Source organism: Microbacterium sp. Root553, from assembly GCF_001426995.1.
Taxonomy (GTDB): domain Bacteria; phylum Actinomycetota; class Actinomycetes; order Actinomycetales; family Microbacteriaceae; genus Microbacterium.
Map to the genome: position 1 here is coordinate 464097 of NZ_LMFY01000001.1, position 20831 is coordinate 484927.

General features: G+C 70.2%; 17 protein-coding genes. 12 read left to right on the forward strand and 5 right to left on the reverse strand.

All coding sequences use genetic code 11. From position 1 onward, the window contains the following. Nucleotides 1-51: 51 nt before the first annotated feature. The 3 genes from ASD43_RS02140 to ASD43_RS02150 are packed head-to-tail and all read right to left on the reverse strand — an operon-like array spanning nt 52 to nt 3870. Nucleotides 52-978, reverse strand: a complete 927-nt coding sequence (locus ASD43_RS02140; RefSeq protein ID WP_056412958.1) for a hypothetical protein — start codon at nt 976-978, stop codon at nt 52-54. Then, entirely contained in the window at nt 975-2066 is a 1092-nt protein-coding gene (locus ASD43_RS02145; protein WP_056412961.1) for a Gfo/Idh/MocA family protein, read from the reverse strand. The genes ASD43_RS02140 and ASD43_RS02145 overlap by 4 nt, the downstream gene beginning before the upstream one ends. Before the next feature lie 28 nt (nt 2067-2094). Further along, nucleotides 2095-3870: an ABC transporter ATP-binding protein gene (locus ASD43_RS02150; RefSeq protein WP_056412964.1), complete on the reverse strand. Its 1776-nt coding sequence runs from the start codon at nt 3868-3870 to the stop codon at nt 2095-2097. Between the two features lie 66 nt (nt 3871-3936). Here ASD43_RS02150 and ASD43_RS02155 point away from each other — a divergent pair, with 66 nt between their 5' ends. The 6 genes from ASD43_RS02155 to ASD43_RS02180 all read left to right on the forward strand — a co-directional run bounded on the left by ASD43_RS02155 (nt 3937) and on the right by ASD43_RS02180 (nt 11161). Next, complete coding sequence (locus tag ASD43_RS02155) at nt 3937-4902, forward strand: serine hydrolase domain-containing protein (protein WP_056412967.1); 966 nt, start codon at nt 3937-3939, stop codon at nt 4900-4902. Nucleotides 4903-5026: 124 nt separating this feature from the next. Next, the gene (locus ASD43_RS02160) at nt 5027-5413 is read left to right on the forward strand and encodes an L-rhamnose mutarotase (RefSeq protein ID WP_056412970.1); all 387 of its coding nucleotides are present in this window, start codon (nt 5027-5029) and stop codon (nt 5411-5413) included. Continuing rightward, entirely contained in the window at nt 5410-6576 is a 1167-nt protein-coding gene (gene rhaI, locus ASD43_RS02165) for an L-rhamnose isomerase (protein ID WP_056412975.1), read from the forward strand. The genes ASD43_RS02160 and rhaI overlap by 4 nt, the downstream gene beginning before the upstream one ends. An 88-nt stretch (nt 6577-6664) precedes the next feature. Continuing rightward, nucleotides 6665-7519 (forward strand): alpha/beta hydrolase, encoded by an 855-nt coding sequence (locus ASD43_RS02170; protein WP_056412977.1) that lies wholly within the window; start codon nt 6665-6667, stop codon nt 7517-7519. Beyond that, nucleotides 7516-9552 carry a bifunctional rhamnulose-1-phosphate aldolase/short-chain dehydrogenase gene (locus ASD43_RS02175; RefSeq protein WP_056412980.1) on the forward strand — a complete coding sequence of 679 codons (2037 nt, stop codon included), beginning with the start codon at nt 7516-7518 and terminating at the stop codon, nt 9550-9552. Before ASD43_RS02170 ends, ASD43_RS02175 begins: the two co-directional genes overlap by 4 nt. 211 nt (nt 9553-9763) lie before the next feature. Next, complete coding sequence (locus ASD43_RS02180; RefSeq protein ID WP_056412983.1) at nt 9764-11161, forward strand: rhamnulokinase; 1398 nt, start codon at nt 9764-9766, stop codon at nt 11159-11161. A gap of 112 nt (nt 11162-11273) precedes the next feature. Here ASD43_RS02180 and ASD43_RS02185 read toward each other — a convergent pair whose 3' ends face one another. Next, nucleotides 11274-12317, reverse strand: coding sequence for a M24 family metallopeptidase (locus ASD43_RS02185; protein WP_235564002.1), 1044 nt, complete (start codon nt 12315-12317; stop codon nt 11274-11276). Nucleotides 12318-12400: 83 nt separating this feature from the next. Between ASD43_RS02185 and ASD43_RS02190 the strand changes: the two genes are divergently transcribed. From ASD43_RS02190 to ASD43_RS02210, 5 genes are all read left to right on the forward strand, one after another. Continuing rightward, a complete protein-coding gene (locus ASD43_RS02190; protein WP_056418910.1) occupies nt 12401-13405 on the forward strand; it encodes a LacI family DNA-binding transcriptional regulator in 1005 nt (334 codons plus the stop codon). Nucleotides 13406-13487: 82 nt separating this feature from the next. Further along, nucleotides 13488-14816 carry a Gfo/Idh/MocA family protein gene (locus ASD43_RS02195; RefSeq protein ID WP_056412987.1) on the forward strand — a complete coding sequence of 443 codons (1329 nt, stop codon included), beginning with the start codon at nt 13488-13490 and terminating at the stop codon, nt 14814-14816. Further along, complete coding sequence (locus ASD43_RS02200) at nt 14813-15736, forward strand: NAD-dependent epimerase/dehydratase family protein (protein ID WP_056412990.1); 924 nt, start codon at nt 14813-14815, stop codon at nt 15734-15736. The genes ASD43_RS02195 and ASD43_RS02200 overlap by 4 nt, the downstream gene beginning before the upstream one ends. Before the next feature lie 10 nt (nt 15737-15746). Then, nucleotides 15747-16646: a 5-dehydro-4-deoxyglucarate dehydratase gene (locus ASD43_RS02205; protein ID WP_056412993.1), complete on the forward strand. Its 900-nt coding sequence runs from the start codon at nt 15747-15749 to the stop codon at nt 16644-16646. Next, nucleotides 16643-17767: a mandelate racemase/muconate lactonizing enzyme family protein gene (locus ASD43_RS02210; protein WP_056412996.1), complete on the forward strand. Its 1125-nt coding sequence runs from the start codon at nt 16643-16645 to the stop codon at nt 17765-17767. Before ASD43_RS02205 ends, ASD43_RS02210 begins: the two co-directional genes overlap by 4 nt. A gap of 55 nt (nt 17768-17822) precedes the next feature. Here the strand turns inward: ASD43_RS02210 and ASD43_RS02215 are convergent, their stop codons facing one another. Further along, the gene (locus ASD43_RS02215; protein WP_056413001.1) at nt 17823-20111 is read right to left on the reverse strand and encodes a glycoside hydrolase family 3 C-terminal domain-containing protein; all 2289 of its coding nucleotides are present in this window, start codon (nt 20109-20111) and stop codon (nt 17823-17825) included. A 93-nt stretch (nt 20112-20204) separates the two neighbouring features. On the opposite strand from ASD43_RS02215, the gene ASD43_RS02220 reads away from it, so the two are divergent. Continuing rightward, entirely contained in the window at nt 20205-20786 is a 582-nt protein-coding gene (locus ASD43_RS02220; protein WP_056413006.1) for a TetR/AcrR family transcriptional regulator, read from the forward strand. Nucleotides 20787-20831 lie beyond the last annotated feature (45 nt).

A 20831-nucleotide genomic window follows, 5' to 3' on the forward strand; every position in this document is an offset into this window, starting at 1 on the left:
CCAGATTGAAACGTTTCGCAACCGGGAATTCGCGGGACGGGATTACATCGATTACCGCCCGCTCTCCGATCCTCTCACGACGAGGTTCCCGGCCTCGACGTCGAGGCGCACGCGGTGCACGGCGGACCGCCGTCGTTCACCCGTCGCGCCGTGCGCGGCCCCGTCCGCCGCCGTGCGGAAGAAGTAGAACCACAGGTCGTCGCCGTGGCGCACGTGCGCACCGTGGCTGCCCTGCGCGCTGCCGGGAGCGGAGGCGAGGATCACGGCATCCGGATCCCCCTGGCGCGTCCAGCCGACGCCGTCGTCAGATCTGTACACCCCCATCCCCCGCCACTCGTCGACGATCATCCACCACGATCCGCCGGACTCGAACACCGTCGGCCCCTCGTGCGGGCGCCCGCCGATCGCGACACCGTCGAGGCTCCATGCGTCGAGGTCGGTCGAGGACACGACCATGGTCACCGAGTCCGCCGCCTCGTCCTTGTACCAGAGTCGCCATGCCCCCTCCGGGGTGCGCGCCACCGCGGCGTCGATCACCCGGTCGCTGCTCAGCGTGAGCGGCCCCCGCCTGCTCCATCGCCGCAGATCGGCGGAGGTGTACTCGACGATGGTGCGCCCGAACCCGGGCCAGCGGTCGGGGATCCCGTCGATCTCGGTGAGGAACATGCGCCATCGCTCGCCGTCCCAGACCACCTCGGGGGCCCAGTGCGTCCGGTCCACCTCGGCAGGTGGCGGTCCCTGCTCCAGCACGAGGTCGGATGCCGCCGGCTCGAGGGTCCCCTCGTACTCCCACCCGAGTCCGTCGTCCGAGGTGGCGACCCCGATCCGGCTGCCGTGGATCCACGAGACTCCCGGCCCCGCGTCCTCCAGGCTCGCGCGCCGCTGGGTGTAGAACATCCACCATCGCCCGGATGCATCGACGACGACGCGGGGGTCGGTGGCACCGTCGTAGACCGGGTCGCGGTACAGCTCGCTCATCGGCGCAGGTCGGTCACCGGGCTCGCGAAGCCGGAGCGATGCGTCGGGTGCGCGCCGAGCAGCTCCGGCGTCACGACCGCTCCGTCCGCGGCGGCGGAGGCGTAGATGCCCGCCACGATCTCGAGCGAGCGGGCCGGGGCGTCGGCGGTCGGAGGCAGCGGGGCTCCGTCGCGCAGCGCGTCGAAGACGTCACGCAGCAGCGGGGCATGGGCGCTGCGCTCCTCGACTTCAGGGAACGACCACGCCTCGGCCTCGCCTTCGAATCCGGGCGCGGGGGTGATCCGCCAGTTCTCGTGACCGTGCCCGTAGACGTGATCGACCGTGATCGTCGCCTTCTGGGTGTCGATGCGAATCGAGCTCGTCTCACGCGGCGACACCGCGCTCGTGATCAGCTGGGCGACCACGCCCGCCTCGAACACGATCGTGGCGGTCGAGACGTCTTCGGTCTCGGTCTCGCGATCGAGCCGCCAGAGCCGCCCCTGCACCGACGACCAGTCGCCCAGCAGGTGCGCCAGCAGATCGATCTGGTGGATGCCGTGCCCGAGCGTCGTCCCCCCGCCCTCGGTCTCCCACCTGCCGCGCCACGGCACCGCGAAGTACTCGGGTCCGCGGAACCAGAGCGTCTGGCACACCGCGACCAGCGGACGCCCCAGTGCACCGCCCTGCAGCAGGCCGCGCACGTGCGCGGCGGCAGTCCCGGTGCGCTGCTGGAAGACGACGGCGAGCTGCCGTCCTGCGACCTCGGCGGCCGCGCGCATGTCGTCGAGCTCGTCGAGCGACGGAGCCGGCGGCTTCTCGACGATCACATGCGCGCCCGCCGCGAAGGCGGCGAGCGCCTGCTCGCGGTGCGGCGCGGGTGGCGTGCAGATGAGCACGACGTCGGGATGCTCGACCGCCAGCATCTCGTCGAGGTCGGCGTAGGCGCGGGCGATACCGTATCGATCGGCGAACTCGCCGGCCTTGGCGAGGCTCAGATCGGCGACCGCGACGAGCTCGGCGTGCGGATACGCCGCGACCGCCTCGGCATGCGAGTTCGCCACGGAGCCGGTGCCCACCAGCACGGCGCGCAGGGTCTTGTCGGATGTCATCTGTCCTCCTCAGGACGGTGAGTGCCTGTCATCTCATGCCGTTCTGCACCAGGTGCAGCCGAGCGTATCGCCCGTCGGCGTCGAGCAGTTCGTCGTGGGAACCCTGTTCGACGATGCGTCCGTGCTCGAGCACGACGATGCGGTCGGCCTGCCGGACGGTCGACAGCCGGTGTGCGACCACGAGGGTCGTGCGGCCGCGCATGAGCCGCTCGAGCGCCTCTTTGACGAGCCCTTCGGACTCGGGGTCGAGGGCACTGGTGGCCTCGTCGAGCAGGAGGATCCGCGGATCGCGCACCAGCGCTCGCGCGATCGCCAGCCGTTGCCGCTGTCCGCCCGACAGTCGCGCACCGCGCTCGCCGACCACCGTGTCCCAGCCGTGCGGCTGTGCGCTCACGAACTCCCAGGCGTTCGCATCGCGCAGGGCGCGCTCGACACGATCGGGCGTCACGTCAGGCAGGCCGTAGGCGATGTTGTCGAAGACCGATCCCTCGAACAGCACCGATTCCTGCGGCACCACCGAGATCGATCGGCGCACCGTCCGCAGGTCGAGCTCCTGCATGTCGCGGCCGTCGAGCAGGATCCTTCCGCTCGTGGGGCGCACGAACCCGAGCACGAGGTTGAGCAGGGTGGACTTGCCCGATCCCGACGAACCGACGAAGGCGACGGTCTCGCCCGGCGCGATGCGCAGATCGATCGCGGCCAGCGCGTCGTCGTCGGCATCCGCATACCGATGCGCCGCGGCATCGAGCACGATCTCCCCCTCGACGCGCGAGACGACCTGCTTGCCGGAGTTCTGCTCGACATCCGGCTCCTGCAGCACCTCGGCGATGGAGCGCACGGACTCGAGACCTCGGGCGCCCACCGGGATGAGCATGAGCAGCTGGGTGAGTCCGCCGGTCAACAGGGTGAAATAGCTCGAGAGCATCACGACCTCGCCGGGCGTGATCGGCAGGAAACCCGTCAGGGCGCACACGGCGGCGAGCATCAGGCAGGCGACGCCCAGCAGCTGCATGGCGACCCAGGAGATCGAGGCGACGCGGCCGTTGAGCAGGTCGAGGTCGAGCCCCGCACGGCGCACGCCGTCCGCTCCTCCGGCGACGCGCGTGATCGCCGTCTGCTCGAGTCCGTGAGCGCGGGTCACCGGGATCAGCGAGGCCATCTCGCCGACGCGGGCGGAGAGCGTCTCGATCTCGCGACGGAAGACCTCGTTGCGCCGCTGCGACCGGTTGCGCATGCCGTAGCGGATGCCGATGGCGATGGGCACCGCGAGCGCGTAGACGGGGAGGAACTGGGGCACCGTCACCGCGGTCATGCCCAGCGCACCGAGCATGACCATGGTCGACGAGAGCAGCGGATGGGTGACCTGCTGCAGCATGAGCTCGACGTTCTCGACGTCGCGCACCACCTTCGTCTGCACGATCGAGGAGCTGACTCTCGTGTGGTATCCGATCGACAGGCTCTGCAGACGCGCGGTGAGGGCGTTGCGGAGGTCGGCCCCGAGGTCTCGCACCACGGTCATGAAGTTCCGCGTGTAGATGATGTGGTTGGGGTAGTTCTGCAGCAGCAGCACGGCGGCGAGGGCGAACCACCACAGCACCTCGGTCACGTCGCCCTTGCTCGCCACCACGTCGATGATCGCTGCGGTGATGACGGGCAGCGACCAGAGGGGGATCTCCTTGACGGCGAATGCGGTGATCGCGAACGTCAGCCGCCAGGGACGACGGGCGACGAGACGCAGCACGGAGCGGGTCGGATGGTGCCCGTCGATGAGCGCGGCCGGATGGGAAAGCGCTTTCTGTGCCATGGTCCTATCGTAGAGTCCGAACCGTCGCCGGGAAAGTGCGACGGCCAGAACCGCGGGAGCGCACTCATGACCTTCGACGCCGCATTCGCCTGGGCCCGCCGCCACGTGCAGGCCGAGCGCCTGCCCACGGCCGTGCTCGGCATGGCCACCGCCGACGGGATCGTCGACCTCGAGGGCTTCGGGGCGGCGACCGATGCGGTCTACCCGCTCTTCTCGATCACCAAGGCGCTCACGGGCATCACCGCGGCGCGTGCCATCGAGCGCGGACTGCTCACACCTAACACCCCGCTCACCGATGCTCTGCCGGAATTCGGGGGCGACCGCGACGACATCGTGCGCCTGTGGCATCTCGCCTCGCACACGTCGGGCATCGCCGAGCCTGCACTCGACACGGCGCTGCCTCTGCGCCAGGAGCTGCTCACCAGAGGGCGGGACTTCGCGGCGGGATCCGCTTCGCGCTACTCGACACTGGCCTTCGAGGGCATCGCGGCGCTGGTCGAGCACGCGACCGGAACACCCTGGGATGACGGGACGCTCGCCTGGGCGGCGGAGATCGGCGCGATCGGCCTCACGCTCGATGCGGAGCGATCGATCGGAGTGCCCGACGCCGCCGCAGGCGGGCTCGACCTCGACCGCTTCCACGCCACCCGCGCGCCCGGTGCCGGACTGCTCGGTCGCGCCGAGGACCTGCTGCACCTCGGAACCGAGCTGCTGCGCATCCATCGCGGCTCCCGCGACGGCATCCTGTCGCCCGCGGGGCTGGAGATGATGGTGCGGCCGCTCACCGGCGACATCCCGCGCCTGGATCCGTACCCCCGCGAGCGCGGACAGGACTGGGGGTTCACCTTCAATCTGCGCTCTCGCGCCCCCGGACTGATCGATCGCGACGTGTACGGACACGGCGGATGGGCGGGCACGGAATTCTGGGTGCACCCGGGCGCCGGCATCGCCTGGGTACTGCTCACCAATGCGGCCGTCCGGCCCGGCGTCGACGCCGACGAGCTCGACAACGCGGTGGTCGCTGGCCTCTGATCGTCGCGACGGACGCGCGCAGACCCCCGCACCATCCGTCCGTCACTTGACAGCCGGGTGGTCCGTGCTAATCTGGGCCACGCCGTATGAAACGATTCAAAACCTCGATGAAGAGAGAACGACCATGACCCGCGTCGCGTTCCAGCTGCAGGTGCGCCCTGAGCTGCTCGACGAATACCTCGCCCGCCACTCGCCCGTGTGGCCCGAGATGCTGGCTGAGATCGCCGCTGCCGGACGTCGCAACTATTCGCTGTTCCTCGCGGAGGGCGGCACGCTCCTCGGCTATTACGAGACCGACGATGACGAGGCGGCGCAGGCCTACCTCGCCGCCTCCGCGGTCGCCGCCCGTTGGGAGGCCGAGATGGGCCGCTTCTTCATCGGGCTCGACGGTCGTCCCGACCAGGCGGCCGCCACACTCACCGAGGTGTTCCACCTCGAAGACCAGCTCGCCGATGCCGGCGACTCCCCCGCATCCCCCACCGACTCCGATATCGAAGGCAGCGCCTCATGAGCATCCTCTCGTCCGACAACCTCGCCGCCCTCGAGAAGCAGGGCATCGAGCTCCCCAGCTGGGCATTCGGCAACTCCGGCACCCGCTTCAAGGTGTTCGGCACGCCGGGCACCCCCCGCGACCCCTGGGAGAAGATCGCGGATGCCGCGCAGGTCAACACGTACACCGCGCTCGCTCCCTCGGTCGCGCTGCACATCCCGTGGGATCTCGTCGACTCATTCTCCGATCTGCGGGCCTATGCGGAAGACCTCGGCGTCTCTCTCGGCACGGTCAACTCGAACACCTTCCAGGACGACGACTACAAGTTCGGCGCCCTGACCCACGAGGATGCGGCGATCCGCCGCAAGGCGATCGATCACCACCTCGCCTGCATCGACGTGATGGATGCCACCGGCAGCCGCGACCTGAAGATCTGGCTGGCCGAGGGCTCGAACTACCCGGGCCAGGCCGACATGCGCGGCCGCCAGGATCGCCTGCAGGAGTCTCTGCAGACGATCTACGCGCGCCTGGGCGACGAGCAGCGCCTCGTGCTCGAGTACAAGTTCTTCGAGCCGGCTTTCTACCACACCGATGTTCCGGACTGGGGCACCTCCTACGCGCAGGTCGTCGCGCTCGGCGACAAGGCCTCGGTCTGCCTCGACACCGGCCACCATGCACCCGGCACCAACATCGAGTTCATCGTGATGCAGCTGCTGCGTCTCGGCAAGCTCGGCTCGTTCGACTTCAACTCGCGCTTCTACGCCGACGACGACCTGATCGTCGGGGCGGCCGACCCGTTCCAGCTGTTCCGCATCCTGTTCGAGGTCGTACGCGGCGGCGGCCTGAACAACCCCGACGTGGCGTTCATGCTCGACCAGTGCCACAACGTCGAGGACAAGATCCCCGGCCAGATCCGCTCGGTGCTCAACGTGCAGGAGATGACGGCGCGCGCACTGCTCGTCGACCGAGACGCCCTGGCTGCGGCGCAGAAGTCCGGCGACGTGCTCGCCGCGAACGCCGTCTTCATGGACGCCTTCTACACCGACGTGCGCCCGGCTCTCGCCGAATGGCGCGAGTCGCGCGGTCTGGCCGCAGACCCGATGGCGGCCTATGCCGACTCGGGCTACCAGCAGAAGATCGCCGCAGAGCGCGTCGGCGGAGTGCAGGCAGGCTGGGGCGCCTGACACTTCGCCCCCTGACATCACAAGACCCGTCGGGATGCGGGAGCCGATCCCCGCGTCCCGACGCCCCACCGACAGAACGGACGATGCTGTGAGCGACCAGGTGCTCGACGGACCGCACGGACCGCTGCGCGTGCGCGTGTACGAGCCGGAGAACCCCGCGGGCCCTGGGCTCGTCTGGGTGCACGGCGGCGGTTTCCTCGCGGGCGAGATCGACATGCCGGAGGCCGACTGGGTCGCGCGGAGCTTCGCCGACCGCGGCATCGTGGTGGTCTCGGTCGACTACGCACTCGCACCGTTCCCTCAGGCGTGGGCCGCAGCATCCGGAGCCCCCGAGCGCGACGGCGTGCACTACCCCGTCGCCTCCGAGGAGGTCGAGGCCGCGTTCCGGTGGGCCGTGGATTCCGATCTCGCCCGCGGCCCCTGGTCGATCGGCGGAGCGAGCGCCGGCGGCAACCTCGCCGCGGGTGCCGCGCTGCGGCTGAGCCACGGCGCGGGACCCGTTCCGGCGCTCGCCGTGCTCGCCTATCCGACCCTGCATGCCGTGCAGGGACACCCGGATGCTGCGCTGCGCGCGGCGCTCGACGCCGATCCCGACGCCGACACGTTCGGGCCCGAGCCGGTGCGGGTCATGTACGAGAACTATCTCGGCGGCCCCGTCGAGAGCGCAGAGATCTACGCCGTGCCCGGCACGGCATCCTCCGCACAGCTCTCGCGCTTTCCCTCCACGATCATGATCAACGACGAGGTCGACGAGCTGCGCGTCTCCGGCGAGGCCTTCGGTGCCTCGCTGCGGTCCGCAGGCGTCGACCTCGACATCTCGACCGAGCCCGGCACCCGCCACGGCCACCTCAACAGTCCGGAACACCCGGGTGCGACCGCATCGATCGATCGCTTCGCCGCCCGCATCCTCGCCACTTCTCCCGAGAACAAGGAACAGCCATGACCAATCCCACCGCCGCCGCCCTCATCGAGCGGTCGAACCGTCTGGGCGCCGACCCCAAGAACACCAACTACGCGGGCGGCAACACGTCGGCGAAGGGCACCGAGACCGATCCTGTCACCGGTCAGCCGGTCGAGCTGATGTGGGTCAAGGGCTCGGGCGGCGACCTGGGGACGCTGACGGAGCAGGGGCTCGCCGTGCTGCGCCTCGACCGCATGCGCGCGCTCGTCGACGTCTACCCCGGCCTCGACCGCGAGGACGAGATGGTCGCCGCGTTCGACTACTGCCTGCACGGCAAGGGCGGCGCCGCCCCGTCGATCGACACCGCGATGCACGGCCTCGTCGACGCCGCGCACGTCGACCACCTGCACCCCGACTCGGGCATCGCGATCGCGACCGCCGCCGACGGCGAAGCGCTGACCGCGAAGATCTTCGGCGACAGGGTCGTCTGGGTGCCGTGGCGCCGCCCCGGCTTCCAGCTCGGACTCGACATCGCCGCGATCAAGGCACAGAACCCGCAGGCGATCGGCACGATCCTCGGTGGGCACGGCATCACCGCGTGGGGCGACACGTCGGAAGAGGCCGAGTCGAACTCGCTGTGGATCATCGACACCGCAGCCGCCTACATCGAGGCCAACGGCACGGCCGACCCGTTCGGCGGACTCCGCGCCGGATTCGAGGCGCTCCCCGAGGCCGAGCGCCGGGAGCGCGCAGCAGCCCTCGCGGGCACCGTCCGCGGCATCGCGTCGACCGACAAGCCGATGGTCGGCCACTTCACCGACTCCGACGTCGTGCTCGACTTCCTCGCCTCGGATCGCGCTCCCGAGCTCGCAGCCCTCGGCACCAGCTGCCCCGACCACTTCCTGCGCACCAAGGTCAAGCCGCTGATCCTCGACCTGCCCGCCACGGCATCGGTCGACGAGCAGATCGCGCGTCTGCACGAGCTGCACGCCGACTACCGCGCCGACTACCAGGCCTACTACGACGCCCACTCCACCGCTGAGTCGCCGGCGATCCGCGGGGCCGACCCGCTCATCGTGCTCGTGCCCGGCATCGGCATGTTCTCGTACGGTGCGAACAAGCAGACCGCCCGTGTCGCTGGAGAGTTCTACGTCAACGCGATCAACGTGATGCGCGGCGCCGAGGCACTGTCGACGTACTCCCCCATCTCCGACGCCGAGAAGTTCGCCATCGAGTACTGGGCGCTGGAGGAGGCGAAGCTGCAGCGGATGCCGAAGCCGAAGTCGCACCAGGGCCGCATCGCCTTCGTGACCGGTGCCGCCAGCGGCATCGGCAAGGCCATCGCCACCCGTCTCGCCGCCGAAGGCGCCTGCGTCGTCATCGCCGACCTCGATCTCGAGAAGGCGCAGGCCGCCGCCGCAGAGCTCGGGAACACCGACGTCGCGATCGGCGTCGCGGCGAACGTCGCGGATGCGGATGCGATCCAGACCGCGCTGAACGACGCCGTGCTCGCGTTCGGCGGCGTCGACCTCGTCGTCAACAACGCCGGACTCTCGCTGTCGAAGCCGCTGCTCGAGACCACCGAGAAGGACTGGGACCTGCAGCACGACGTCATGGCCAAGGGGTCGTTCCTGGTGTCGAAGGCCGCAGCGCGCGTGCTGATCGATCAGAAGCTCGGCGGCGACATCATCTACATCTCGTCGAAGAACTCCGTGTTCGCGGGTCCGAACAACATCGCCTACTCGGCGACCAAGGCCGACCAGGCGCACCAGGTGCGGCTGCTGGCCGTCGAGCTCGGCGAGTACGGCATCCGCGTCAACGGCATCAACCCCGACGGCGTCGTGCGCGGCTCGGGCATCTTCGCCTCCGGCTGGGGCGCCAACCGCGCCGCCACCTACGGCGTCGCCGAAGAGGACCTCGGTCAGTTCTATGCCAACCGCACGATCCTCAAGCGCGAGGTCGTGCCCGAGAACGTGGCGGATGCCGTCTACGTGCTGACGGGCCCCGAGCTCAGCCGCACCACCGGTCTGCACATCCCGGTCGACTCCGGCGTCGCCGCGGCCTTCCTGCGATGACGATCGCCACCCTGGTGCGCGAGCGCCCTTCGTCTCGCTCCGCGGTTCCTGAGCGTCCTTCGTCTCGTCGCTGCGCTCCTCGCTCAGGATCCGACAAAGGACGTCGCTGCGCTCCGGTTCCTGAGCGAGCGGAGCGAGACGAAGGGCGCTCAGGATCCGACGAAGGGCGCTCAGGAACCGGAGCGCAGCGACACGACGAAGGGCGCACCCGATGACCGTCACCGCTGTCGCCGCGGTCGACCTCGGGGCGACCAGCGGTCGCGTCATGATCGGGCGGATCGGCGACGGCCGGCTCGATCTGGAACTCGTCTCGCGGTTCCCGAACGGGCCCGTCGAGCGCGAGGACGGCCTGCACTGGGACTTCGGCGCTCTGTACGAGCACGTCGTCTCAGGGCTCGCCGAGGCTGTGCGCCGAGAGCCGGGCATCGAGAGCATCGGCATCGACTCCTGGGCCGTCGACTACGGCCTTCTGAAAGACGGCGAGCTGCTCGCCGAGCCCTTCCACTATCGCGACGATCGCACCGTGCGGGGGGTCGCCGAGGTGCACGCCGAGGCGCCGTTCGCCGAGCTGTACCAGCGGAACGGACTGCAGTTCCTGCCGTTCAACACGCTGTACCAGTACCGCGTCGACGCGCGCATCGCCGACGCCGACACCACTCTGCTGATCCCCGACCTCATCGCGTTCCTGCTCACCGGAACGGCTGTCGCCGAACGCACGAACGCGTCGACCACCGGACTGCTCGGCGTCGAATCGGGCGAGTGGGACAGCGAGCTGGCCGGCCGGCTCGGCATCCCGTCGAGCATCCTGCCGACGCTCGTCGATCCGGGCGAGACGATCGGCATCCTCCGCGCGGACCTCGCTGAGCGCATCGGCAAGGACCTGCCCGTGATCGCGGTCGGCTCGCACGACACGGCATCCGCTGTGGTCGCCACTCCCCTGTCGACGCCGCACTCCGCGTACATCTCGTGCGGCACCTGGGGTCTGGTCGGCATCGAGCTGGCCGACCCGGTGCTGACGGATGCTGCGCGCGAGGCGAACTTCACACACGAGCTCGGCGTCGACGGCCGCTACCGGTTCCTGCACAACGTGACGGGGCTCTGGCTGCTGAGCGAGACGGTGCGCGCCTGGGAGGCGGAGGACGGATCGTCGATCTACCTGCCCGAGCTGCTGGCCGAGGCCTCCGCCGTCACGGGCGACATACCGCTGTTCGACGCGAATGACCCCACGCTCAGCGCACCGGGAGACATGCCCGCACGCATCGCGGCGCTTCTCGGCTCTGCGTCCCCTTCGACCCGCCCGGCCTTCGCCCGGGCGATCGTCGAGTCGATCGCCACGGCCTTCGCGGATGCGGTGCAGACGGCATCCGATCTGTCGGGCCGCGAGCTCGACAGCATCCATCTGGTAGGTGGCGGTTCGTTGAACCGCCTGCTGTGCCAGGCGACGGCCGATCGCACCGGTCTTCCGGTGCTAGCCGGCCCGGTCGAGGCGACGGCCCTCGGCAACGTCCTCGTGCAGGGGCGCGCTCTCGGCGCGGCGCCTGCCTCTCTCGAGGAGCTGCGCTCCTTGGTCGCCGCCACACACGAACCGGAGCGCTTCGACCCGCGCTGATCCGCACTGCCTGTGCGCGCCGGCCGGATGGCTGACCGTTCCCCGCATGGCTGCCGAGACCACCCGTTCTCGGCAGCCATCCGTACTCTCTTCAGCCATCCGTCCCTGCCGGTCAGGCCCCGTACGCCCGGGCGACCGGCCGCCGCAGCCCCTCGTAGTCGACCGACGGCCAGCGCTCGTCGAACGTCAGCACGTCCCAGCCCGTCGCGGTGCGCAGCATGGTGTCCTCGACCTTGACCCCCGGCGCGGTCGGGTTCCACGCGAACGCCTGATTCTCGACCAGCAGATCGGTCGTGGATGCCGTGGCACGCGGGTCGCGTCCGGCATATCCGGTCGGTCCTCCCTGATGATGGCGGTGCCATTCGTCGGCGTCGAAACCGAAGCGTGAGTACGCCGCGGTCCCCGACTCGAAGGCGCCATCGAGACGAGCGCCGGGAACCGAGGCATCGAGGAACGCACGTTCGACCCCGAGGATCGGCTCCTCGTCGACGGACGCGCCGACCCATCGCGTGGCATTCGCGATCAGCCCGTCCCGGCGACCGCACACCACGATCATCGCGCGATCGCCGAGCAGGCCGGCGGTCGGAAGCGGATGTCGATACCCCACCCGCGCGGATCCCGAGACGAGCACGACGAGCGGATCGATGCCCCGCGCGATGAGCTCGGCGGCGGCGACGGCCGCGACCGCGCGCTCGGTCTGCTCGGGCCCGACCCGACCGAGGACATCGGTCAGCGTCTCGGCCGTCTCCGTCCCGAGCGACCGATATCTCGCCCGTTCTGCCGGCAGCATCCTGGCCCTCGCCGCACGCAGCTGAGGCGCGACCTGAGACTCCGACACCCCGGCGCCATCGGCGGCGGCGACCGCCGGCGAGATCCACCACGGCACCCGTACGATCCGCGCGGCGTCGTCGGGCAGCAGATCTTCGGCGATCATCCGGTCGGCCTCGTTGTCGGCGATGTAGAGCACGTCTCCGCTCTCCTCCGCACGCACCGCGACGACCGGCGGACCCGCGAGCGAGACGTGCGTGCGCACACCCTCGAGGTACCACGACACGGACTCGTGGGAGGTGAGCACGAGCGGCGCCCCGTCGAACTCCCGCCGCACGCGGGCGACACGATCCTGCTTCTCGATGCGGTCTTCGGATGCTCCGACCACGCGACTCCTCCTGTAGAACGTTTTCTCGTAGTATGACGACAGCCGCGACCGATCGCGGAACGAGGCGGAGCGAAGGGATGCCGATGGCACGCGAATCGTCACGCGCCGGCATCACCGACGTCGCGAGACTCGCCGGGGTCTCGCTGTCGACCGTGTCGCGGGCGATGAACGGCAATCCGACCGTCGACCCCGCTCTCGCGGAGCGCGTCCAGGCCGCCGCCGCCGAACTCGGCTACACGGCCAATCCGGTGGCGCGCAGCCTGGTGCTCGGTCGCACCCAGACCGTCGCCGTCGTGATCCCCGACCTCGAGAACCCGACGTTCCAGGCGATCCTGCGCGGGCTCAGTCGCGCCGCGACGGCCGACGGGTACCACGTGCTCGTGGCCGACTCCCGCGAGGACCTCGACGAGGAGCACGCCCTCGCGCGGACCACGCGGCTGCGCACCGACGGCGTCATCCTCTGCGCCCCCCGCATGGCGGAACAGGACCTGGCACGACTGCTTCCCTCGCTCTCCCCCGCTGTCGTGATCAACCGCGGACCGCAGGAGACGGCCCCGACGGTCGGTGCGGACTACGGCGTGGGCATGCGCGACATCGTCGACCACCTGACCTCGCTCGGTCACCGTCGCCTCGTGTACCTCGCCGGCGCCACCCGCAGCGTGACCCATCGCGCTCGACAGGAGGCGATCGCCGCAGCGATCTCGAGAACGGCGGGCCTGGAGGTCGAGGAGATCGCCGCCGGTGTCGACTTCGACAGCGGCACCGCGGCCGCCGATCGGGTTCTCGCGAGCGGGGCGACGGCCGTGATCGCCTACAACGACCTCGTCGCGATGGGCCTGCTCTCGGCGTTGACCGTGCGACGGATCGACGTGCCCGGCGCGCTGTCGATCACCGGGTTCGATGACATCCCGTTCGCCGCCTACACGTCACCGCCCCTCACGACCGCCGCGGTTCCCGCCGTGGAGATCGGCGCGGCCGCGTGGGCCGCGATGCACGCGCAGCTCACCGGGGGCACGCCGAGGTCGACGCACACGATGACTCCGACGCTCATCGCGCGCGGCAGCACGGCCCCGCCGTCGGCTCTCTGACCGCCGCATCCTCCGACGGGACATCCGCCCTGTGATATCGTCGAGAAAACGTTTCCTGGCCGTTGGATCGAAGAGGATCACCATGACGAAGACCCGCTACGCACTCGCCGGCGCCGGAGTCCGCGCACAGATGTACGTCGGAGCGATCCTCGGTGCGCACAGCGAGCGCGCCGAGCTCGTCGCGATCGTCGAGCCGAATCCGGTCCGCGCCGCCTACCACGCCGCGTGGATCAACGACGAGGGCGCACCCGCCCCTCGTCTCGCCGCTCCGGAGGAGCTCGAGAGTGTGATCCGCGACGAGCACGTCGACCGGGTGATCATCTGCGCGCGCGACGATCTGCACGCCGAGCTGATCGTCCGGTCGCTCGAGGCCGGCGCCGACGTCGTCGTCGAGAAGCCGCTCACGATCGACGCGGCGAGCGCGGCCCGCATCGAGGACGCGGTCGCACGCACGGGTCGCCAGGTCGTGCTCACGTTCAACTACCGGTACTCGCCGCGCAACAGCGCGCTGCGCCAGGTGATCCAGGACGGCACGATCGGGGAGGTCACGTCGATCGACTTCTCGTGGATGCTCGACACCAATCACGGCGCGGACTACTTCCGCCGCTGGCATCGCGAGAAGAAGAACTCCGGCGGGCTGCTCGTGCACAAGTCGAGTCACCACTTCGACCTCGTCAACTGGTGGATCCGCTCGCAGCCCACCCGCGTCTTCGCATCGGGCGGGCTGCGCTTCTACGGCGCCGACAATGCGACGGCACGGGGGCTCGGCGCGCGTCCGGCCCGCGGCACCCACGACGACGGGGACCTCTTCGAGCTCGACCTGCGCACCGATGAGACGCTGACCGCCCTGTACCTCGACGCGGAGGAGCACGACGGGTATCGGCGCGATCTCGACGTCTTCAGCGAGGGGATCACGATCGAGGACAATCTCGCCCTCGTGGTGGACTACGCGTCGGGCGCGACGATGTCGTACTCGCTCAATGCCCACTCCCCCTGGGAGGGGTACCGCGTCGCCGTCAACGGCACGCTCGGGCGCGCCGAGCTCGAGGTGATCGAGCGCGGCGCCGTGCTCGCCGGCGAAGGGCTGCACCCGCACATCGACCCGAGTCTCGCCGGCGCCGACGGCACGACCGCGGTGCGACCCGAGGGCGAACGGCTGCTCGTCCAGCGACACTGGGAAGAGGCCTACGAGGTGCCGATCCACGGCAGCGACGGCGGACACGGCGGCGGCGACGAGCTGCTGCTGTCGGACGTCTTCGAGGGGCCGGGCGACGACCCGCTCGCGCGTCCGGCCGACTGGTCGGACGGCATCCGCTCGATCGCCGTCGGCATCGCCGGCAACCGCTCACTCGAGACGGGGCTGCCGGTGAAGGTCGACGAGCTGGGGATCGCCCTGCTGGCACGTCGATGAGGATCGTCGTCACCGGCGGATCCGGCCGACTCGGGCGCACGCTCGTGACGGGCCTCGCCGATGCCGGGCACGAGATCGTCTCGATCGACCGCCAGCCGACGGACGGCCTCGATCGCCCCGGGATCACCCAGTTCTCGCTCGATCTCACGGATGCCGCTGCCACGGCATCGGCACTCGCCGTGACGAAGGCCGACGCTCTCATCCACCTGGCAGCGATCGCGGTGCCGTTCAGCGCCCCGGAAGACGTCATTCTGCGCACCAACGGTGCCCTCGCGCAGTCGGTGCTCGGCGGAGCGGTGCGCGCCGGCATCCCCCGGGTGGTCGCGGCGTCCAGCCCGACCGTGATCGGCTACGGCGCCCCACGCGGATGGACGCCAGAGCGACTTCCTCTCGATGAGGCTTCGCCCGCGGAGCCCTGGAACGCCTACGCCCTGTCGAAGCTGCTGATCGAACAGACCGTCGACATGCTGCGGCGTCAGACCGGCGATGACGTGCGCTTCGCCTCGTTCCGCCCCTGCTACGTGATCGCCCCGGAAGAGTGGGCCGGCGCTCCGACGCAGCAGGGCCACACCGTGCTCGATCGACTGAACGACCCGGCGCTGTCGGCTCCCGCCCTGTTCAACTACGTCGACGCCCGAGACGTGGCAGGCTTCGCCCACACGCTGCTCGCCGCCCTCGACGACATCCCGAACGGCGAGGTCTTCTTCGTCGGCGCCGACGACGCGCTCGCCCGCCGCCCCCTGAGCGAACTTCTGCCCCGGTTCCACCCCGGCACCGCGCACGCGGCCTCGGCCCTGACCGGCAGCGCCCCCGCCTTCTCGTCCGCCAAGGCCGCTCGCCTGCTCGGCTGGCACCCGACCCGCAGCTGGCGCACCGAGCTCGCCTCCTCGACCGCATCCGCCACCGCATCCGTCTCCTGAAAGGCGCGACATGGACTTCGATGGAATCCTCTTCTTCCCGGTGACCCCGTTCACCGCTGACGGCACGATCGACCGCGAGCTGCTCGCCGCCCACGTCGCGACCGGCGTCGAGGCCGGAGCCGGCGGGGTGTTCCCCGCGTGCGGCACCGGCGAGTTCCACGCCCTGTCGGCGAGCGAGGCGGCCGCGGTCACGCGCACGGCGGTCATCGCTGTGGCCGGACGTGTGCCGGTGATCGCCGGTGCCGGTGGCCCGGTCGGCCACGCGATCGAGGTGGCGAAGGCGGCAGCGGATGCCGGCGCCGACGGACTCCTCGTGCTGCCGCCCTATCTCGTCGGCGGCACCCAGGCGGGACTCACCGCCTACGTCGAGCAGATCGTCGAGGCAGCGAGCCTGCCCGTGATCATCTACCACCGCGGGAGCGCGCAGTACTCGGTCGAGACAGTGCGCCGACTCGTCGCGAACCCGAGGGTTGTGGGGTTCAAGGACGGCACCGGCGACATCGGCACGATGCAGCTGATCGTCCGCGCCGTCGCCGAGGAGGGCCGGTCGGACTTCGCCTTCTTCAACGGGCTGCTCACGGCCGAGCTCACGCAGGGCGCGTATCGCGGTATCGGCGTTCCCCTCTATTCGTCAGCCGCCTTCGCCATGGCGCCCGACATAGCGAACGCCTACTACCGCGCGTACGCCGAGGGAGACGAGGCACGGCGCCTGGCCCTGCTCGACGGCTTCTACCGTCCGCTCGTCGAACTCCGCGACGAGACACCCGGCTTCGGGGTCTCCCTGATCAAGGCCGGGCTGCGACTCTCCGGCCTCGCGGTCGGGTCGGTGCGCGCACCGCTCGTCGACCCGACGCCTGCCCAGGAGGCGCGCCTCGCCGAGATCCTCGCGGCAGGACGCGCGCTGCTGTGACCACGATCCGGAGTCTGACGACGCGTCTGCAGCGAGTGCCGCTGACGCGCCCGTGGGGCGCGGAGGTCACCTCCGTCGGCATCGTCGCCACCCATGTCGTCCGCTCGGACGGCGCGCAGGGGTGGGGGTTCGCGTGGACTCCCCAGATCGGGGCGTCCGCCGTGCAGGCGCTGCTCGAACGCGACATCGCTCCCGCGGCCGTCGGTCGATCGGCGGCTCCGGGCGAGGTCTGGCAGGACCTGTGGGAGCACCTGCACGAAGCCGGAGGCGGAGGCGTCACGACGATCGCGCTGGCAGGGCTCGATCTCGCGCTGTGGGATGCCGAGGCGCGGTCGGCGGGCACCACGGTGTCCGGACTGATCGGCCGACGCCGCGAACGCGTGCGCGCCTACGGCTCCGGGGTGAACCTGCACTATCCGCTCGACGAACTGCTCGCCCAGGTGCAGCGGTGGGTCGATGCCGGCTTCGATGCCGTCAAGATCAAGGTCGGCAGACCGGACCTCGCCGAGGACCTCGAGCGCGTCGCCGCCGTGCGCGAGGTGCTCGGTCCTGACCGTGCGCTGATGATCGATGCGAACCAGCGATGGGATCTGACCGCAGCGACGACCGCCATCGAGGCGCTGTCGCGCCACGACCTCACCTGGGTCGAAGAACCGCTGCGCGCCGACGACCTCGCCGGTCACACCGAGCTCGCACGGCGCATCGACGTGCCGCTCGCCGTCGGCGAGAACCTGCACACCGTGCACCGCGTCGATGACTTCCTCCGTGCCGGCGCCGCGCAGATCGTGCAGCCCAACATCGTGCGCGTCGGCGGCATCACCCCGTTCCTGCGCATCGCCGAGCTGGCGGCGTCGCACGGGGCGACCCTGCATCCGCATCTGCTGCCCGAGCTCTCCGGACAACTCGCCCTGACCCTGCCCGACACGGGAGCCGAGCTGTGGGTCGAAGATGTCGAGGATGCCGGATTCGCCGCCCTCGGCGCCCTCGTCGACCCCTCGCCGGTGCGCATCGCCGACGGATATCTCACCGAGAACGCACACCCGGGCCTGGGGCTCCGCTTCGCGCCGCTGCTCGGCGCCGACCCGTCCGAGCCGTCCCTGCCGACTGCGCCGACCGCGTGACGCCGCCCCTCTCCGTCCGAGGATGGAGAGGGGCGTCCTGTCGCGAGGCCGAGGGTCAGGTCTGCGAGGCGACCTGCGCGTTCGCCCCGTCCAGCAGCTGCTCGATCTGCTCGTAGGTGACGTCGACCCCGGGGAACCCGATCAGGCGTCCGATCGGGAACGACGCCATCATCTTCTCCATCGCCTCGTCGTTCGGCATCATCGATGCCGCCGAGGAGTCCGCGCCGCTCAACCCGCCCATCAGGCCTCCGAGCGCCTCCATCACGATGGGCCCGGCCACCGGGTGCGCGACGACGTCTCCGATCGACGAGGCCATCGTCAGCGGCAGCACGACGACGTCGCCCTCGACCTCGACGGTCGCGGACGAACGGATGTCACGGCTCGATGCGGCGACCTCGATGCGATACGTGCCGGGCTCCACGATCCAGCGGTCGACGCGGACGTCCCAGTACGCCAGGTCCGCACGAGTGACGACGAGCTCGACGGCCGCGGTCTGCCCTGCCGCGATCGCGACGGATGAGAACGCCTTGAGCTCGCGAGGAGCCCGCTGCACGGCGGACGCCACGGGAGCGGCGTAGACCTGGACGATCTCGCGCCCGTCGCGGGATCCGGTGTTCGTGACGTCGACCGTGACCACGAGGTCGCCGTCGGACGTCGTCGAGACCTCTGCGTCGCCGTACGAGAACGTCGTGTACGAGAGCCCGTGGCCGAACGGGAAGGTGACGTCGAGCCCCTTCGCGTCGTACCAGCGGTAGCCGACGAGCACGCCCTCGCCGTAGCGGACATGGCCGAACTCGCCGGGGAAGTTGCCGAACGACGGGTTGTCCTCGAGCCGCACCGGCACCGTCTCGGTGAGCTTGCCCGACGGGTTCACCGTGCCGAACAGCACGTCGGCGACCGCGCCGCCACCGGCCTGTCCCAGCAGCCAGGTCTCGAGGATCGCCGGAACGCGGTCGGCGAACGGCAGCGCGACCACACCGCCGTTGGAGAGGACGACGACGGTCGCCGGGTTCGCCTCGATCACGGCATCCAGCACCGCGAGCTGCGCGGCCGGAAGGTCGATGTGCTCGCGGTCGAAGCCCTCGGACTCCTGGGCGGCCGGGAGCCCGAGGAAGACGACGGCGACGTCGGCGGCCGAGGCGGCGGCCACCGCCTCGTCGCGCAGGTCCTCGGCGGTGCGACCGGATGCCGCGATCGCCCCGCCCTCGACGCCGAAGCCCGCCGCATACGACACGGTGTCACCCGCGACGGCACGCAGCTCGTCGAGCGCCCTGTCGACCCTGGTCGGGTTGATCAGCGACGACCCTGCGCCCTGGAACCGCGGCTCCGTGGCGAAGGCGCCGATCACGGCGATGCGCGTGCTCGGGTCGAGCGGCAGCAGGTCGTCGTCGTTCTTCAACAGCACGATCGACCGCCCGGCGGCCTCTCGCGCGAGCTCGTGGTGTGCCTCGACGTCGAGCGGTCCCGAGACCGAGGGTCGCTGCGCGGCCTTGCGCACCAGGTCGATCGCGCGATCCGCCGCGGTGTCGAGCACGCTCTCCGACAGCTCCCCTGCGCGGACGGCCGCGACGAGCTGCGCGTCGGTGCGACCTCCGGAGGACGGCATCTCGAGATCGAGCCCTGCGGCGACGCCCGCGACGCGATCGTTGACCGCGCCCCAGTCGGAGACGACGAGACCGTCGAAGCCCCAGTCATCGCGCAGGACGCGGGTGAGCAGCCACGGGTCCTCCGAGGCGTACACACCGTTGATCCGGTTATAGGAGCACATGACCGTCCACGGCTGCGCCTCCGTGACGACCCGCTCGAAACCGCGCAGGTAGATCTCGTGCAGCGGACGCGGATCGATGTCGGAGCTCGCGCGCATGCGATCGAACTCCTGGTTGTTGGCGGCGAAGTGCTTGAGCGAGGTGCCGACGCCCTGCGACTGCACGCCGCGCACCGAGGCGGCCCCGAGGATGCCGGAGACGAGGGGGTCCTCGGAGAAGTACTCGAAGTTGCGACCGCACAGCGGTGAGCGCTTGATGTTGATGCCGGGGCCGAGCACGACCGCCACGTCCTCGATCGCCGCCTCGATGCCGATGGCCGCGCCGACCCGCTCGATGATCTGCGGATCGAAGGTCGACCCGATCCCCACGGCGGGAGGGAAGCAGGTCGCCGGCACGCTGCTGGAGAGGCCGAGGTGATCGGTGCCGCCCGCCTGCTTGCGCAGCCCGTGGGGGCCGTCGGTCATCATGATCGACGGGAGCCCGATCCGATCTATCGCCTTCGTGGTCCAGAAGTCGGCGCCGCTGGTGAGCGAGGCCTTCTCGTCGAGCGTGAGGTCGGAGGCCGAGGGCTCGGTCATGGTGTTCCTTTCGCAGGAGACAGCAGTGTCTTGCGAAAACTATATGCGAGTAGGTATTGGATTTCAAACGTCATTCAGGATTAGTCTCGGAGGATGGCACGACGAGGTTCATACGCGAAGGGCGTCGCCAGACGCGAGGAGATCCTCGAGAGCGCTCTCGACGTCATCGGACGCCGCGGGTATCAGAACGCCTCTCTCAAGCAGATCGCCGAGGTCGTCGGCGTCACCCCCGCCGCTCTCCTGCACTACTTCGGCAGCAAGGAGGAGCTCTTCACCGCCGTGCTCCGCACACGCGACGAGCACGACGGGATGGATCCGGGATCCCTTCCCCCCGATCAGGCGAAGTCCGCGTTCATCGACGTCATCCGCCGCAACACCGAGGTCCCCGGGGTGGTCGAGCTCTTCTCCCGACTGGCCGTCGACGCCGCCGACCCCGAGCATCCCGCGCATCGATACTTCCTGGAGCGCAGCGCGAAGATCCGCGAGAGCATCGCCGGCGCCTTCGAGGAGGACCCCGAGCGTCACCGGACGCTCGATCCGGAGTCGATGGCGCGAGTGATCCAGGCGGTCGCCGACGGACTTCAGCTGCAGTGGATGATCGACCCCGACGTCGACATGCCCGGGATCATCGAGGGCCTGATGGACGTCCTCTACCCACCCAGGTCCGACGCCTGACCCCTGCCGACGCGACCCCTGCCGGGTCGAGACCTCCACCGGGGG

What these genes read in the sequence shown, in the direction of transcription:
- ASD43_RS02140 (WP_056412958.1), bottom strand. Translation starts at nt 978, where the DNA reads ATGAGCGAGCTGTACCGCGACCCGGTCTACGACGGTGCCACCGACCCC.
- ASD43_RS02145 (WP_056412961.1), bottom strand. Translation starts at nt 2,066, where the DNA reads ATGACATCCGACAAGACCCTGCGCGCCGTGCTGGTGGGCACCGGCTCC.
- ASD43_RS02150 (WP_056412964.1), bottom strand. Translation starts at nt 3,870, where the DNA reads ATGGCACAGAAAGCGCTTTCCCATCCGGCCGCGCTCATCGACGGGCAC.
- ASD43_RS02155 (WP_056412967.1), top strand. Translation starts at nt 3,937, where the DNA reads ATGACCTTCGACGCCGCATTCGCCTGGGCCCGCCGCCACGTGCAGGCC.
- ASD43_RS02160 (WP_056412970.1), top strand. Translation starts at nt 5,027, where the DNA reads ATGACCCGCGTCGCGTTCCAGCTGCAGGTGCGCCCTGAGCTGCTCGAC.
- rhaI (WP_056412975.1), top strand. Translation starts at nt 5,410, where the DNA reads ATGAGCATCCTCTCGTCCGACAACCTCGCCGCCCTCGAGAAGCAGGGC.
- ASD43_RS02175 (WP_056412980.1), top strand. Translation starts at nt 7,516, where the DNA reads ATGACCAATCCCACCGCCGCCGCCCTCATCGAGCGGTCGAACCGTCTG.
- ASD43_RS02180 (WP_056412983.1), top strand. Translation starts at nt 9,764, where the DNA reads ATGACCGTCACCGCTGTCGCCGCGGTCGACCTCGGGGCGACCAGCGGT.
- ASD43_RS02190 (WP_056418910.1), top strand. Translation starts at nt 12,401, where the DNA reads ATGGCACGCGAATCGTCACGCGCCGGCATCACCGACGTCGCGAGACTC.
- ASD43_RS02195 (WP_056412987.1), top strand. Translation starts at nt 13,488, where the DNA reads ATGACGAAGACCCGCTACGCACTCGCCGGCGCCGGAGTCCGCGCACAG.
- ASD43_RS02200 (WP_056412990.1), top strand. Translation starts at nt 14,813, where the DNA reads ATGAGGATCGTCGTCACCGGCGGATCCGGCCGACTCGGGCGCACGCTC.
- ASD43_RS02205 (WP_056412993.1), top strand. Translation starts at nt 15,747, where the DNA reads ATGGACTTCGATGGAATCCTCTTCTTCCCGGTGACCCCGTTCACCGCT.
- ASD43_RS02215 (WP_056413001.1), bottom strand. Translation starts at nt 20,111, where the DNA reads ATGACCGAGCCCTCGGCCTCCGACCTCACGCTCGACGAGAAGGCCTCG.
- ASD43_RS02220 (WP_056413006.1), top strand. Translation starts at nt 20,205, where the DNA reads ATGGCACGACGAGGTTCATACGCGAAGGGCGTCGCCAGACGCGAGGAG.